The following is a 16,507-nucleotide window of genomic DNA, read 5'->3' as shown; positions in this document are numbered from 1 at the left end:
CAGCGACACAAACAGGAGACTTCGCATGCCTCAGGATACTCAAACCCCCGGTGCCAGTTCAGGCATTCGCTGGGCCGCGAACAGCGCGGACACAGGTGCAAGCGGCTGCGTGCCGGCCAAGCAATATGGCCCGGATCCAAGCTGCCAGCCCTGCCCCGATTGCGGCGGGCTGGAATGCCTTTGCAGGCCACGCTTCTTTGCGGGTCAATTGCTGACCGAGAAGGACCTCAACCGGCTTGATCAATATATGACAGCAAAGCACAAGCTGCATAACCGCCACCTGCACGGATCAGGCGTGGTTTGCGGGCTGATCGCCTCCTGCGATCCATGCGGTGACAACGTCAACGTCTCGCCCGGCTATGCGCTTTCGCCGTGCGGCGAAGACATTGTGGTGTGTGAGCCGGACACGGTGGATATCTGCGCGCTCATCGCGCGTTGCCGCAACAATGATGGCCCCGATTGCCGCCCCTATGCGAACCATGATCAATGCGATGAGGTGGAGGAAGAGTGGATCCTCGCCATTCGTTATGCTGAATATCCCAGCCTGCCCAAGACGCCATTGGTTGGCGCGCAATCCTGCTCCTGCTCGACCGGATCGTGTGGCGGAAGCTGTGGTGGTAAATGCGGCTCTGCCGGTTGCAGTTGCGCCAGCGGAGGCGCGCAGGCGACCGGAACACAAACGCAAACGACACCCAACCAACCGCGCTTGCGACGCGGGGCAGAAACCAGCTGCGAACCGACAGTCACGTGCGAATCGTATCGGTACGACGTGTTCAAACCGCCCCAAGCAGGAGATCCAGGCGGCCCGCGTGACCCAAACAGCACAACCGACGGTGACGACGCGTTCTTCATCAGCAGTCTATCGGGACTGTTTGACAATCTCGAGGGAGAGATGGCACGCCGCATCTATTGCTGCCTAAAAGATCTCGAGGCTGCGATCCCCCGTCCTCCAGGTGAGCTTGAGGACGTTACCGCTGAAAGTCGGCAGGCATGGTTCCGCTGGTGTTGCAGCGTTAGATCCAGTCTTAAAACGTATCTGACCCGTTCGGGTGGGAGCGACTGTGAATCAATCGCCAAGCTTTCAGCCATCCCCTGTCCAGACCCTTCATTGCCAATCGGGCAGTTCCAATCGAGCTTGGTATCTTCGGTCTTGGCAATGCTCGAACCGACCTTTCAGGCGCTGCTACATTGCATCTGCACCAATATGCTGCCGCCCTGCCCTGCGCCGGGCGATCCGCGCGTGCCGCTGGCTGTTGTCACGGTGCGCGGGAGCGACTGTCAAGTTATCAAAGTGTGCAATTGGACACCGCTGCGCGAGCATGTCCTGACCTTCCCAACCTTGTCCTACTGGTTCGGGTGGATTCCGCTCGCACGGATGCTGCGCGAATTCATCGAATCTCTATGTTGCAGCATTCTCGATTTCAATTTCGACGACAATTTCGACCAGCAAACAGATGCCACGATCAATACGGAAGAGTCCGGCAATTTCGATGATGTCCAACCTGTCGGCGAACAACCTGTCACTGAGCAACCGGTCATGGCCCAGCCAATTTCCCTGACATGGGAGCCTAGCGGCAAAAAAAGCGGTTTCTTCATGAGCGCTCTGCTCAACACCATGCTGGCCGCCCCAATCGAGGGCGAGCGCGCTCCGCTCAGCCGAGCTGATCTGTTCGATCTCACATTCCGGCGGCCAGCCATTGCTACCCCTGAAGGGCTCGATGAAAACGACAAGGAAGCGGTTGAAGCCCGGCTGGCTGGATCAGGATTGGTGCGCTCGCTAGCTGAAGTCGTGCGCGGTGGCCTGTCCAGTTCAGCCAAAGCAATCGCGCCGCGTGGGTTGACCGAACTGGCAGGTTTCGGCGGTCTTGCAGCCGCTACGATGTCAAAGCCGGCGAAAGCAAACGCAACGACGAAGGCAGAAACCGCTCTCAAAGCTGCAACGGCCATTGCCGATATCGCAAATTTAAGAAAAGCGATGGAGGCGCAGGCCAAAGATATCGAAGCGCTCAAAGCGCAAGCCTCTGCTGTGAGCTCTGAAGCGCCACCTGCTTCTCCGCCGTCGAGTGCGCCTGAACGTGCACCTGCAGGAACGGCCAAACGCAAAACCGCAGCTGCTGCCCCAAAGAAGCGAACTATCGCGCGAAAAACGGCCAAAAAACCGCGCAAATCATAGGCGCCAAACCAAAGTAGATTCAGGAGTAAGCCGATGGCTACCCGCAGCGAACGACCTAGCTTTTTTGAGGGCCAATATCTCGGCTCTGCCGATCTTGAGTCAATGATCGCGTACGCGCGGCGACGGTCGCGCGAACATGCGCTGGCGGGGCACAGTTGGGGCATCGCGAGCGGGCTGGAATTGGCAGAACTGCCAAATGATGACGGCGGCGGGGTCGATCTGTTCGTCCTGCCCGGCTTTGCGTGGGATGGCTATGGTCGGACCATCGCTTTGCTAAACCCGGTGCAAGTGCCGCTGGAACTGTTTGCGGGTCTTCCAAGCGGTCATCAAGAAGTCTGGATCCGCTATGACGAGCAACCCTTCCGCGGCCTGCGGCAAGGGTTTGAAACATGCGGCGTTGATGAGGCTTTTGCCCGCGTGAATGAAGGTTTTGCGATCGAAGTCGGCGGCTTCACCAGCGTTCAGGATCGCCAGAGCGGGGTCACTTATGCTGGAAGCGCGGTTGAAGACGCGCGGTTGGTTGCGCGCTCGCTCAACGATATTTCCCCGCTAATGTGCGATGCCTCCGTACCGCATCAGGACTTCCCAGATGATCGCTCGCGGTGGCTCATCCCGCTTGGTGTTGCAAACTGGCTCTCTGGTTTGCCCGGATCGCTTCAGGCCCGCAGCGATGAAGCCTTGCGCCAAAGCCGCACCCGGCGCCGGATGTCCGGCACGGTGACACAGGATGTGTTCGCCGCCGATGGCATAATCCGTCTGCGCGATCGCTTTGCCCAGTTCAAAGATGGCGACAGCCCTGATGACATTTGCAGCGCCGATGCAATCGGAACCGACGATCTGCGCGAAGAGCCCGATCGCGACGACTCTTCCGCCACAACCGGTCGCTTGATCGGCAATGAACTGGTCTGGGTTGAAGGCAATATGCGCGCTACCGGCCAAGTTCGGCTGTTTGGGACACGGCTGGAATTGCGCGATGAAAACGGCGATGAGGCCAATGACGTGCCGCTATACGCACGCCGAGCGATCAGCCCCAACAACCTCGACTTGGGGCAGGATTTTCAAGTTATCATTGGTGCTAGCGGCGACGGAGCTGATCGTTTCACCATTGGGAATGCTGCCGACTATGGCGATCTGGCCGAACATTTCATCCTCCGCAGTGATGGCGTTCTGGCCGCCGGGATCGATATTCCGGGCGACCTGACCACAAACCACGCGACCTTCTGCCGGACGGGCGGGGTCACCATGGCGCTCGCCACTGACACTGACAGCGGCAGCGAATCCCGGATCAGCTTCCAAGCCTTCCCCTCACTTACCGAAAACGCGTTCATCCTTTACGAGGGAGACGGTGACCGGTTGCGGTTGTGCGCCGATGACGATTTGACCAATTCAGTCACAATCACTTCAAGCGGTCATATCGGCATTCGCATGGACGAGCCCGTTACGACCCATGTCGATGCGAACGACCTGGTGGTGCAGAATCCAACTGCAAACGTTGGCATCACTTTGCTCAGCGAGTCGGATGCGACGGGCAACATCCATTTCGCCGATGGAACAGCCAGCAGCGCGCAATCGCGAGCGGGCTTTCTGCGCTACAATCACAGCCTTAATCGGCTGCATTTCGGCACCGATAACACTGTCCAAGCAACCATCGACGCGCAAGGCGATCTAGGCCTCGGCACGGAATCGCCCAACGCCCGCATCGACATCCGCGACACCGGCACAACTCTCGCACTCAGGCTGGACGCAGCGGCGATCCAAGCCCGTGACGGCGGAGCCAACGCTCGGCTCGAATTGCAGGAAGACGGGGGTGGGCTGCGCATTCATGGCGATATCGCCAGCTCAAGTCGCTGCGCCATTTCAAGCAGCGGCAACCTGGGGGTTGGAACCGACACCCCATCTACGGCAATCCATGTCCAAAAAAGTTCGCCGCGTGTTCGCCTGGACATCGTAGGTGGGAGTTTTGCTGCGCTCGATTTCGCAGATAACGGAGCCATTCGATCGAGCCTAGAATATTCAGATTCTACAGGCCGAACTTCGCTGCGCAATTCAGGTTTCTCAGCAATCACCGTCCGTGAAAACCGGGTCGGGATAAACGTGTCCGGCCTAGAGCCCGACAATCACTTGCATGTGCGCGGTTCGATCGGAGGGAATGCCGGCCAGACCGAGAACCATATCGCGCTAATCGAGAACAATGCACCGAGCGGAGGCGATGTCTTGGCGCTCCGCCTCGGATCGAGCTTAGCGACCAACAGCAACAATTTCATCACATTCTTCGATAACACCGGCGCGATTGGTCGCATCGAACAGGGCAGCGCGACCACTGCCAATCCCGGCGATGGCGGAACTTTCCTGCGGCTTGTATCCGGTGGCGCTGACTTTGCCGAATGCCTTCCGGTCGCCGATCAGGAAGCCATCGGACCAGGCAACATAGTCGGCGTAAAAGAAGGCCAAATCAGTCTCTACACAAGCTCAGCAGATGCTCTGCTGGTCACTACCGACCGAGCGGTTGTCGTCGGCAATGCGCCACTGGACGACAGTGAATTGGGCGAGATGGTGGCGCTTATCGGCCAGGTTGAACTCTCTATGGTTGGAGTGGCTGAGCCGGGCGATTTCGTGGTCCCTTCAGGTCGAGAGGATGGCTCGGGCCGGGCTATCGCTGCTGACAAGTTAACAGCAAACGACATCGCCCGCGTGGTAGGCCGAGTGTGGCTGGTCGAACACCCGGGAACTGCAAAAATCGCGGTCGGAATGCAAGGTGCTCAACCCGGATCGGCACTGGCTGAATTGGCCACGCAGCAGGAGCGCCGCATATGCGCACTTGAACGCCAAGTCGCACAGCTTGCCGCACTTTGCGCGGGTCCATCTGAATGAGCACGGCGATTTCCATTGATAGTTGGCAGTTCGATCTTGAAGCGACCGACGTTGATGATCGCTCCGCTGCAAATCAACTTTCGCGCGATGTGGAGGCGCGCCTGACGCAAGCTGTCAATGACGTTTCAGCGGCGGTGCAAGGGTGCAAGGACGATGCACCACTGTTCCTGATCCGGCGACTTGAGATTGATTTGCATTGCGACGTTGAAAATGGCGCTAGCGACATTGCACGGCAGTTGGCTGATGCTCTGGCAGAAGGGATTGCGAAGGTCTGCGCGACCCGCCGGGGTGCCGTGATTTTCGACAATCATGCCCAGCATGCCGCAGCATATATCACTTCACGGATGCAGGGAAACGCGGGCCAAGATTGGTGGTTTGACGCGTTCGATGGCCTGACCCACCTGCCCGAGAGCTCGATGGTGCGCACGCTCCTAAGCCGCGATTGGAGTACCGCCCTCCTGATACTGACTGCCTGCAGCAAGGCGACTCGGGAAACGCTTTTCCTTCGTTTGGATGACGCAGATGTGCTGACAATCCTCCATGGGATTGCCGCGGAAGAGTTGGTTGTTCACCCGGGCAAAGAAGGAGAAGTTTCGAGCGAGGTTTGGGCAGTCATCGCGTCTGCATTGATGCAGCGGATAATGCGTGGTTTCGCTCCATCGACTGCCGTTCTTGCGGCGGTCTGCGATCTTGGTCAGCGCACCGAGGTATTGTATAGCGTGTGCTTGCTCGCCCATGCTTCGGCGTTGATTGACTGGTGTCACCAACTCGGCATAGGCGGTTCAACTGCCGGGCGACACGCGATAAGCGCAATTACCAATGCAGCGGGTACACAAAGGTCCCGCGTCATAGGCCTGCCGCCGACCTTGCTCAAAGCCTTGGCTGAAGCCGAGTCCGCTAAGGTCGAGCCTCAGCCTCAATCGTCTTTCAGGATCGAATCTAGCCTGCTCGGCTATGTCCTGCTGCTTCCAGTGCTCGACCGTCTACTTCCAAATCAACTTAGCGATTGGCCAAGCGCGGAAACTGGCATTGATGCAGAAGTCTGCGTTCGTCTAGCGATCCTATCGGCGGCAGCAGGCACCACTACGCTGGCCGGCGATCAAGCTTGGTTGCGTCTGTTTGGAGTGGATCGGCAGGTCGATGAAGACTGGCTCGATGAATGGTCTGAACGCATTTCGGCCAAACAATGGGCAGGCCTGACCGAGGCCAAATTAACCAGTTCGGAACTGATTGGCGCAGCTGCCATGTCCGAATTTGCGCAATGCCTACCGGGTTTTTCCCAAGCGGGAACGCTATTCCTACGCGCCAACATAATGGGCGCTGGCGGCGTCCTGATCATTGATTACGACGGCTCGCTCTCGATCGAATTGAAGCGACCGCCGCTCGATATCCTGCTGGGAATGACCTGTCTCGCTGATCGTGAGTTGGCGCTTTTCGGAGGGCAATCGTTGGCGTTAAGGAGGGCACAATGAGGCAGTTTGCAGCCGCGCTAGCAGCCCTAGAAAATGCAATTGCGGCTGAAATCGACCGGATGCGCGAACGATTTCCGCTTCCCGATAGTGAAGACCCTGGTTCGGCCCGCACTAGTCAAGACGATGTGATCGATGCGCTTCTAAACGAGCCGAGCAAAACGGAAGGCCAACTCACCAAATTTGACATCAATGCGTTAAGTGCTCCGTTTGCTGAAATCGCCCCAGTTATGCGGATTTGCCCGCTCGGTGGGGCAGTGCTGCTGGCAGCGCTCGCTCCAGAAATAGACCAACGCTACGCACAGCTTTTCACCTATCTGAACAATGACCTGGCACGGCCATGGCCGACCGTGGATTTGCTGCAACGTCTGTTCTGCGAGCCGGACAACCATGAATTGCGAGGGCGTATTCGCGAATTGCTATCCCCTTCAATGCCTGCGGAAATGGGGGGGCTGGTCGCATCGGGATTGCTTGAGCGTGTTCAGCCCGGCCCTGAGAATATGCCCGAGCTATTGCGCTGCCGGCGCCCGTCGGAGGTTTTGTTGCATTGGTGGTTCGCGCAGCCCGGCATGCCTGTCAGCGGTCTGCATTTGATCGCTGGTCCGCCCCCAGGGCCAGTGATACCGCACGGATTGTCTGGCCCCATCACACTCATAACTGCTGATGGCCGTGATGGTGTTATTACGGCGGCGACATGGGCGCGCGAGGCAGGACGCGGGCTGGTCTTGCTGACACATCAATCTCCGGTCGAGCGCGCAGACAGGATTGCTGCGGCCAGCCTTTGCGCGCGGCTGAGTAATTGTCTGATGCTTGTCGAAACCACCGCCCCGGGGCCGGCAATCCGAGATGGTCTACCGCCGGACATGCCAGCGGCAGTACTCTCACCAGCGAAATCGGGTTGGTCGGAATTGTTCTCTCCCCGATTGGTTTTGCGGCGCAATCTCAGCCTGCCCGACACCAGCGCACGCATTGCGCTTTGGAAAATGGGGCTTGCCAGTCACGGTGTGACTGCTCCGATCCAGACTATTGAGACAGTTGCAGATCGCTTTGCCATATCTGCTGGGGCAATCGACCGTGCAGCGCAGCGTTTGGCCTGCGAAACTCGCGGTGCTCCGTGCACGACCGCTGATGTCTTGCGCGCTGCCAGCACTGAAAACGCACCGGAGTTGCAGGGGCTCGCACAATTGATCCCCGCACATGCATCTTGGGATGATCTGGTGTTGCCGACAGGCGCGATGGACCAACTGCGCGATTTTGCCAACGCCGTGACTGTGCGCGGTCAAGTATTTGACCAGTGGGGCTTTGGAGCGGTCGGGCGCGGTGGAAATTGCGGCCTTGCGGCGCTATTTTCCGGCGGTTCGGGCACAGGCAAAACCTTAAGTGCCGCAATAATTGCGGCCGAACTTGGTCTTGAACTATGGCGGATCGATCTGTCCGCAACGGTCAGCAAATACATTGGCGAGACCGAGAAGAACCTTGAACGGATTTTCTCTGCTGCTGGCGTGAACAATGCGATCTTGTTCTTTGATGAGGCAGACGCGCTATTTGGCAAGCGAAGCGAAGTGCGCGACAGCCATGATCGCTATGCCAACATCGAGAGCGCCTATCTCCTGCAACGGCTAGAAGACCATCCGGGCATTGTGATCCTCGCGACCAATCTTAGCCGCAATCTCGATGCGGCGTTCATGCGTCGTTTGCCCTTCGTGGTCGAATTTCCATTGCCTGACGCAGATCACCGCGCACAGCTCTGGCGAAAAGCCGTACCCAGCGATGCCCCGCTCCACCGCGATATTGATTTCGAACGGCTTGCGCGGGAATATGAACTGACCGGCGGCGACATCAAAACTGCGGCGCTAGAGGCAGCATTTCTCGCTGCCGGACGTAGCTGCGAAATCACTCACGAGCTGATGCTCATCGCTATCCGCCGTCACTTGCTCAAACGTGGGAAGATACCGCAAGCCGACCGCACTCGCCGCACACCTTTCGAACCATTCACGCGCGGGCCATCGGGAGCTCCGTCTGAGGTTGTTCGATGATCACGCTGCGCATTCATGACAAGGCGAAACCACCATGAGCAGTTCGGATCGTGCAGCGGATAAGTCAGCGCCCAAATCCGACCGCTCCTGCTCGGGCAGGGCTAGGGCTCAAGCGCCTCCAAGAGTTATCAGAAACCAAGCCAGCCGAAGTCTCGCCACCAACATGTCCGATGTTTCGATCACGCGGAATGATGGTCCGGCCGCGCTTGGACGCCCGCGATCTCTAGGCGTGACCGACGGAAACTCCATTCAGCTGGCCGGATCGGCTAGCAATCTGACGCTGGCTCATGAATTGGTCCACGTCGCGCAAGTTAGAAGGTTCGGCACAGGCAACGCCGCAAGCAGCCACAACAACGACCCGGCTGAAACCGAAGCCCGCAGACTCGCGCCGCGCGTGCTGCGCGGAGAAAGCGCGCTCAAAGTGCGCGAAAAGCCGCGTGCAGCTCGAAATTTTGACGACCCCGAGGTGGTCATTCAACCGCTTGCTGGCACTCCGATGCCGCTCTCAGCCTATCCAAGACTGGCCGAGCGGCTGGGTGCCTCTGACTGGAATGCGCTAAACGCAGCTGCACGCCGGCGCGGACAACAGGTGTCTGGCCATACCGGAGAGCAGCCTACAAACGAACGTACGCTTACCGAAGTATCCATAGCGCTTGACCGATTGGTCGATCCGGAAATCACCTCCACCTTGGCTAGCAACGGTTCCGGTTGGCTGGCGGAGATATACACGCTCGGAACAACCGGGATCGGAGGCGAAGCGAGCATGAGCGCGATCGTCCAAGAAGAGATTCAAAGACAATGGATCGCAGCCGATCCCGGCATAATGCAGGAACAAGTGACAATCGCACTGGTCGATCCTGAAGGCGTTGGTGGAGGCACCGGCGGGGTCCTGACTTTCACATTTCGCGGCAACTCCGTCCCTTCAAACGCAGGGCTGCTCTCTATCGGTGCTGTAGATCGAGCAATAGGTGGGCCCGGGCGTGATATCATCATGGCGGTTGAAGGCCAGTTGCAAGATGTTAATCGCGCAATCCAACTCAGCCGCAGAGCGCAAAACATGCTGGCGGCGGGCCGCAGCCTTGTAGCGAAGAATCATGATCAGGTTGCAGCTGGCGCCCTGCCCCAAATCGACACAGCTCTTCGTGGGATTCTAGCGGAACTGGAAGGCATAGACACGAGCCCAACTGCCGGGTTCGTGAGCCCACGAAGAGCTGAGCTTTCCGCTTTCATTGACGGAAGTTTTGCAGACTACATCACGGCAGATACTAGATGGCGAGATGACAATCCCCGAGAGCGGACGGGGTATGAAAATCTAAGGGAATACGCGGCGGCGTATGAAGATGATTACCCAGATGACGGTCGTGAGCTCTCTTTCGGCGATTCCCTTCGCATCGCTATTTCTGCCCAAGGTAGGGCCAGGGCTGGAGGTGCGGCACTGTTGTCCGACGTCGTGACGGGAGGCGCTAAATCACGTCAACTTCAACTTGGCCAAGCCTACGATGCCGGGCAAATCAGCTACGCAAACTGGCTAGAGGGCCATGGAGCCGAACAGGACCGTGGGAACTTCGTACTCGCTGTCAACGGGATCATCGCCGTGGCCACCTTTGGCCTTGGGTTTTATTTGGGTCCGACACTTACCTTTGGTGGATCTGTCGCCTTTGGTTTAGGGTCTGGCGTAGTCGGTGGCGCTGGTCCTTTGGTTGCATCAAACTGGTACTCCTCCGGGGTCCAATTATCTGATCCAGACATGCAGGCATTTTACGACAGCGGTATTTATACGCCGGGTCAAATTGCTCTTGCTGGAGGCCTGGGAGGCGGGCTTGGTGCGGCCTTGCCGATAGCTGGACGAGTCCTAGGCACCTTGCGCGGGGCAGGGCCGCAAGCATTGGCAGCAATTGAAACGGGCGGACAATTGCCGACTGGTGTAATCGCATCGCCTGTGAGGAATGGTGTAATTGACCTCACAATTGCCGCCGAGGGTGTGACCATCCGCGTCAGTAATACCGGTTACCAGGTGATTGGCCGCGCCGGAAGCCAAACCGGGGCAGTTCTGGAAAGCGGAACGTGGGCCGCCATGTTTGGTGATGATGCCGCCGCCAACATGACATCTGTTGCCGTGATGCACCCACGTTTTCCCACAGCAGTCACACTCGGCCAGCGCGGTTGGGGTGCCTATTCACCCGCCTCGAGTTCGCAGATCCAGATGGGTTTTTGGCCAGAAGCGAACTTGCTAGGTCCTGGGACTGCTGGCGGGTCACCATTCGCCAATATCGCATCGGTCAATGCAATGGGAACGGTAGTTCCCCGACCAGCAGCGAGCGTTTCTCCGTTGCTGCTTGACGCTGCGGCCGGTCGAACGGTCACTCCGCTCGCCAGTGGCGAAGGGGCGATGTTGCTAGGGTCAGTCAATGCACCGCAGGGCATCCCGATAACAGGCATGCCATCCTATGCGCAGTACGCTGGTGCCGCGAATCCATTCGCTGGATTGGTCGCCAATAGCGCATTCGGCGTACCTCCCACCACGCAGTTGGCCCTTCCCGCCTCCGCGAGCGCAGGTGCGTCATCGCTTTCGGCAAATATGCCAGGGCTGGAAGCTCTGCTCGCACCACGCATCGACTGGGCCGGACCAACCGTGCCTGACACTTTTGCTCGATCCATCACTAGCCAATGGGGTCAACATGTCGCTGATCGCGGGACGGGCGTGCTGCCTTATGTTGGTGAAGGTGCAATCTGGCAGCGGCTTCCAACTGGCGAATGGGCTCCGGCTTTCTACGGCTACCGGCCTGGAGGTGTGCCTGACGCAACGCTCACCACATATGGCACTGGCACCTCTGATTTTATTGTCCATTCGCCCGGTGCGGTGCATACCGGGTTGATCAGCCTACGACCTGGTGGAAGCTATACCGGCCCTCGCAGCATGCCGATGCCAACCTCCGACATGTACGATCCACGCTTCGCCCTAACACATAGTCGTGGACATGTGATTCCGCATGCTCAAACCAAGGACGCACTTCCAGGGCAGATGCTTTCGACCTTGGATCCGCACAATTTTGTGGCTCATCCCCGTAAGTATAACGAGTGGATTCGCAACCAGATGGAACAATGGCTGAAACGTCGAGGACTAAACTACACCGCGCACAACATCATCGGCAACGATCCCGTATTCACAACCGGCGGCTATATCATTCCGGAAGCCGAGTTGTTCACCGTCTACGGATCCAATGGGGCAGCGGTAGAAGCATACCGTTTTCCGCTGGCGGCCAATCCCGCATATTATGAAACGCTTAGCGGCTCGTTCCAAGATGTGGTTGGTCAATTTGGCGTCAATCTTGGCTCGATGCCACGGACACCAATTGTGCCATGAGGGCCCGATCACGCCAGCGCAAATCCGCCCGCAGGCGGGCGAGAGCCCAGCAGGCGGGTGGAGATAACAATACCGCGCGTTCAACCCGCCTTGGTCAGAGCCAATCAGGTATCCGTGCCCGCGCAGAACGACGGTTGGGTGTACCAACGGCCGAAACAGCAATCACGCGTGACAATGGTTCAGGTCTTGCTACTCAGCTCGGCGCGCATGGCGTGGCGACCGATAGCGGGATCACACTGGGACGCAGCGCGGATGGAACCACCCTAGCGCATGAACTGGTTCACCGGGCACAGATCAGCCGCTTCGGCTTTGGGCCGGGCCGCGTGAGCTCGACAAGCGATCCGGCAGAGCGAGAAGCCGTTAGGCTGGCACCGCAATTGCTGTCAGGCGAAGGCATTCTCGAGGTGCGCGAACGGCCAAGCGCACGCTACAGCCTGCAGGCACCGACAACTGAAAATCCAGTTCCCGCCAATCCTCTCATGCCCGGCCCCGCCCAACCGAACCCTGACTGGAGCTTTGATCCTTACACAGAAGACGTGGTTGGCGTCGGCAATATGGATCTAGCAATCCGCGCGCTTGCTGTGCGCGACTGGCTCGCAAATCACTCGTTGGTCGAGGTCGACTACTTCGCCTTCGAAATATTGAGCGGACGGCTTGAGACCGAGATTAATTACCGCATTGAATTGGGTCATCTGTGGCTAGAAGACATTGAGAACGGCACGACCGTCGGCCTGATCAAGCTGGTTCCAGGCATGTACGGCGCGATGGACATTATCGCGGTCAGCGACATGTCTCTCATCAACGGCGTCGCCGCCGATCTCCAAGGTCAGCCGGTCATGACCATGCGGCAGTTCGATGCCTATTGCGCGGTCAATGGCCTGCCACGCATGCAGCTTGGCGAGTATCTGGACCAAGTAACCGCTCTTAACATCGGCGGCCAGATTGATCCCAACAACTCCTCTCAAATGTTGGGATATGGAAACCTCTATCACGGCGACCCGTTTGGGCTCGACCAGTTTGAGTCACAAAACTCGGCCATGACCTTGCAGCATGGGGTCACCACTGCCTCAGCATTCCACAGCAGGCGCGATCTTGGCATGGCAAATGCCTTTGCCAATCAAAATGCCAGCGGACGTCAAGGAGCGCTGTCAGAACTCTATTTTGGAACCTCGCGCGACGCGCTTTATGGCCTGGGTGTTATTGATCAGAATTCGGTGGTGGCCAACCATCCGATGACCGACTTTCAGTCTCGCTTCGGGATGCAGAACGATATCTCGCTCAAGTCCCGGGTTCCTGACACCCAGATTTCGAGCAGCCGCAGCCTCACTCAGCAATTCTCAACGTACCTGGAAGGGCATGCGAAGAACCTCGACGCGTCCCCCGGCTCAACCAGCTTTGAACGATTTATGGAGGTTTCCAGCAGAGGGCGCACTCCAGCCCAAGTCCGCGAACGAGCCCGACTCATGGTCAACGCCGATGATTTCGATGCTTATCGCGCGTTGATTGGCGATCCGTTTTCTTCAACCGGCGGCGCATCCGACACTGCGAACTACCAGCGCGCGCCGATTGAGCGAATATACAACGGTGTACTTCAGGACCGGCCAATTGATGTCGGCGATGGAGGGCCGGAACTTCGCACCCTGGCCGACATTGATGCGGCGCTAGGCAATAACCGCATCGGCATTCTCGAACATCAAATGCATATCAATGATCTTGCCGCCAGAGCGCAGGGTCAGGTTATGGCGAATACCGATTATGACGCCGATGTTGCCCGTAATTTCGAGCGCGGGTTTGCCAATCTGCATGAGAGCCTGCGACCCGAGGCCCCAGCAGGAGAACCCCGCTTTACAGCGACACGAAACACAAATTCAGCTCGGGCAAATTCGGCCAACCTGCTCGAGCGCTATGCCAGCTATTTCGAAAATCAGCATGCAATGCTGAATGAGGGGGCCAGCTTTGACCTTGACGGAAGGCCAGTTACGGCCGCTGCGAACGGCCAGCTTCATATCGATCCGGCAGACGTGACCGGATTTCGTGATGCCCTGCGCCAGCCAATGCGGCGCGAAGCGACGGCATCAGGGGGGCAATCGCGCCTGCACAACTACCAGCGCGCAGCAATGCAACGTGTCTACGACGGGGTTCTGGCTCAGGCGCCGCAAACCGCTTCAGACGGAACGGTTTACAACAATGTGCAGGCGATCGATGCGGCGCTGGCTGATGGCAGGCTGACAACGCAAGAGCACTTCACGATCATAGACCGGATAGGGCGTATGGCTGCAAATACAGTCGTTGCCAATGATCCCGCTGGAAGGACGCAAGCGCGAGGGCAATATGATGCGCAGCGCGCGCGAGCGAATGATTTTATTAGACGCTACCAAACTCAAGAAGCGATGCACTCCATGTCCAGAGGAGGCGGTGTTCGTGGGGATCTGCACGCAGCAAGAACCTATGGCATACACGGCACAGGTTTCGGCGCTGGCCTCGGCGGACTCCAACAGATCTATGCCGAACGCAACAGCGACTGGAGCGAATGGGATACATATGGCCGGATAGGTGAAGCAACGGCGAGGGAAGGCGTGCGTGGGGGTATCGGTTCCTTTGCGGAGACCTACACCATGTCTCGCGCTGGCCGTTACATGATGCAGGAAGGCGTTGAAGCGGGAATGTTAGGACGCTTTATGGCTCGTGGTGGCGGTCGATTTGCCGGTGGCGCAGGCGATTTCATCATTGAAAGTGGCTCAATGCTGTTCGATGGCCGTGACAATTCAGCAGGCGAAGTGGGATATCGATTGACGCGTGCGACCGTCATTGGTGGAACTTCGGCGGTGCTCGGCGGGATGGCTGCCGGTAGCGCGTGGGGCGCCGCAGCGGGGTCAGTGGTGCCAGGCGCAGGCACGGCGATCGGATTTGTCGTGGGTGCGGTGGTCGGCATCGGGCTTGGATTGTTGATACCAACATGGGATTCAATAAGCAGCGGGCCCGACTATGTCCCTCCCAGAAACGGAAGAAATGCGATCTCGATCACAAGAAGCGAGCTGAGGCGTCGGCAACGTGAGGGCACATGGTGCCAACCATCGCATCATGCGCGGGTCACCATCATCGAAGACGAAATGTTCAATTCGCCCTTGATGGACTTCAATCAGAACTATTTACTGAACAACCGGCAGAATGAACCGGGCTATGCCAACGCTCATCCGTCACCATATCAGATGCCTCAAATGATGCCGATGGATGACGCCGATCGTCAGGCGCTGGTCGATTGGATAAATCAAGTCGACGGTGATCGTGACAGGTGACCCCTACCCTGTGCGGAAACTATCAGGCGAAAGGCCGGTGCGCTTGATAACGCGGCCAAGGTGCCGCCGCTCGGTTTGAGCAACGCGCGCCGCCGCGCTGACATTTCCGTGTGTCTTGCGCAGCAGCCAGCTGAGATACTCGCGTTCAAACTGGCGCAAATAGCATGCGCGCGCCGCTTTCATCCCCTCGCGGAAATCTGGCTTTGTCACTATATTGATCGCCATATCCATATTGGGACGCGCCGGCTCCTGATGCTCCAAGCCAAGTTCGAGCCGTTCGACTTTGCCTTTGTCCGCCAGGATAACAGCACGGTGAACTGCATTTTCCAATTCACGCACATTTCCCGGCCAGTTGTGAGCGTACAATTCGTCTTTCGCTGTCGAGCCAAAGCCGGATAGGCGCTTGCCATAACGGCTGGCAAAACGCTTAAGGAAGTGCTCAGCGAGCAGCAACCGATCAGGCCCGCGATTGCGTAACGGGGGCACGCCAATCGCAGCGACATCAATGCGGAACTTCAAATCCTGACGGAACAATCCTTGGTCGACCAGGTGATCGAGGTTTGCGTTGGTCGCCGCAAGCACGCGAACATCCGCAGTCAGCACGTTTGCGCCGCCAACCGGGCGGTACTGCTGATCTTGAAGGAAGCGCAATAACGCGACCTGCGCGCGCGCGCTAAGCGTGTCGATCTCATCAAGAAACAGCGTGCCCTTTTCCGCCAACGCAACCAAGCCGGGCTGATCTCGCTTTGCATCGGTGAAGGCCCCGCGGCAGTGACCGAAAAGCTCGCTTTCAATAAGACTGTCATGAAGCGCGCCGCAATTGACCGGGATGAACGGCTCTTTGAGGCGCTCGCTGTTGTAGTGCGCAGTGCGGGCAAACAACTCTTTGCCGGTACCGGTCTCGCCATAGATCAATATCGGAATGTCGCATTCTGCGAAACGCTCAAGCGTGGCAACAGCGTGTCTAATCACAGGGGACTTCCCCTGAATTCTAAAGCTCTTGCCTTGAACGTCTCGTACCACCTACCCCCCGGTCCCACTGATCCCACCGATCAGCGAATTTTCATGGGTATTACAACATCCAGCCATTACGACTCAGGTGTTGGCACGACCGTGCTTAACTAGTCATTGAACTGGTTACCAATAGCAACAGCGAAATTCCAGTCACCAGGCTGAAATGGTTCTACAACAAGACCAATCGTTACATGAATAATCGTCAGTCAGGTTAGCATAATGACTTAACCTTCTTTACCTCTTGATAAAGCGCGACTTCAACTCGTCTTCGGGATTTTGCAGTC

The 16,507-nt window shown here is 57.9% G+C and carries 7 protein-coding genes; 6 read left to right on the top strand and 1 reads right to left on the bottom strand.

The window, feature by feature from the left end; all coding sequences use genetic code 11:
* The first annotated feature begins 25 nt into the window (after nt 1–25).
* The 6 genes from KCG45_RS08610 (at nt 26) to KCG45_RS08585 (ending at nt 15,209) form a co-directional block, all read left to right on the top strand.
* Nucleotides 26–2,173 (top strand): hypothetical protein, encoded by a 2,148-nt coding sequence (locus tag KCG45_RS08610; protein WP_218316859.1) that lies wholly within the window; start codon nt 26–28, stop codon nt 2,171–2,173.
* Nucleotides 2,174–2,206: 33 nt separating this feature from the next.
* On the top strand, nt 2,207–5,044 hold the full coding sequence (locus KCG45_RS08605; protein ID WP_218316858.1) for a hypothetical protein: 2,838 nt from the start codon (nt 2,207–2,209) through the stop codon (nt 5,042–5,044).
* Nucleotides 5,041–6,516, top strand: coding sequence for a hypothetical protein (locus KCG45_RS08600; protein WP_218316857.1), 1,476 nt, complete (start codon nt 5,041–5,043; stop codon nt 6,514–6,516). The genes KCG45_RS08605 and KCG45_RS08600 overlap by 4 nt, the downstream gene beginning before the upstream one ends.
* A complete protein-coding gene (locus KCG45_RS08595) occupies nt 6,513–8,549 on the top strand; it encodes an ATP-binding protein (protein ID WP_218316856.1) in 2,037 nt (678 codons plus the stop codon). Before KCG45_RS08600 ends, KCG45_RS08595 begins: the two co-directional genes overlap by 4 nt.
* Nucleotides 8,550–9,210: 661 nt before the next feature.
* Nucleotides 9,211–11,913, top strand: a complete 2,703-nt coding sequence (locus KCG45_RS08590) for a hypothetical protein (protein WP_218316855.1) — start codon at nt 9,211–9,213, stop codon at nt 11,911–11,913.
* Between the two features lie 134 nt (nt 11,914–12,047).
* Nucleotides 12,048–15,209, top strand: a complete 3,162-nt coding sequence (locus KCG45_RS08585; protein ID WP_218316854.1) for a hypothetical protein — start codon at nt 12,048–12,050, stop codon at nt 15,207–15,209.
* Nucleotides 15,210–15,212: 3 nt separating this feature from the next.
* Here KCG45_RS08585 and KCG45_RS08580 read toward each other — a convergent pair whose 3' ends face one another.
* Nucleotides 15,213–16,232 (bottom strand): sigma 54-interacting transcriptional regulator, encoded by a 1,020-nt coding sequence (locus KCG45_RS08580; protein ID WP_369410762.1) that lies wholly within the window; start codon nt 16,230–16,232, stop codon nt 15,213–15,215.
* Between the last annotated feature and the right edge of the window lie 275 nt (nt 16,233–16,507).

It is taken from the genome of Erythrobacter ani, from assembly GCF_019204025.1.
Taxonomy (GTDB): domain Bacteria; phylum Pseudomonadota; class Alphaproteobacteria; order Sphingomonadales; family Sphingomonadaceae; genus Erythrobacter; species Erythrobacter ani.
This window is presented reverse-complemented; position numbering and strand designations above follow the sequence as displayed.

Excerpts from the sequence above, each read along its gene's own strand:
- KCG45_RS08600 (WP_218316857.1), top strand. The coding sequence starts at position 5,041 with ATGAGCACGGCGATTTCCATTGATAGTTGGCAGTTCGATCTTGAAGCG.
- KCG45_RS08595 (WP_218316856.1), top strand. The coding sequence starts at position 6,513 with ATGAGGCAGTTTGCAGCCGCGCTAGCAGCCCTAGAAAATGCAATTGCG.
- KCG45_RS08610 (WP_218316859.1), top strand. The coding sequence starts at position 26 with ATGCCTCAGGATACTCAAACCCCCGGTGCCAGTTCAGGCATTCGCTGG.
- KCG45_RS08605 (WP_218316858.1), top strand. The coding sequence starts at position 2,207 with ATGGCTACCCGCAGCGAACGACCTAGCTTTTTTGAGGGCCAATATCTC.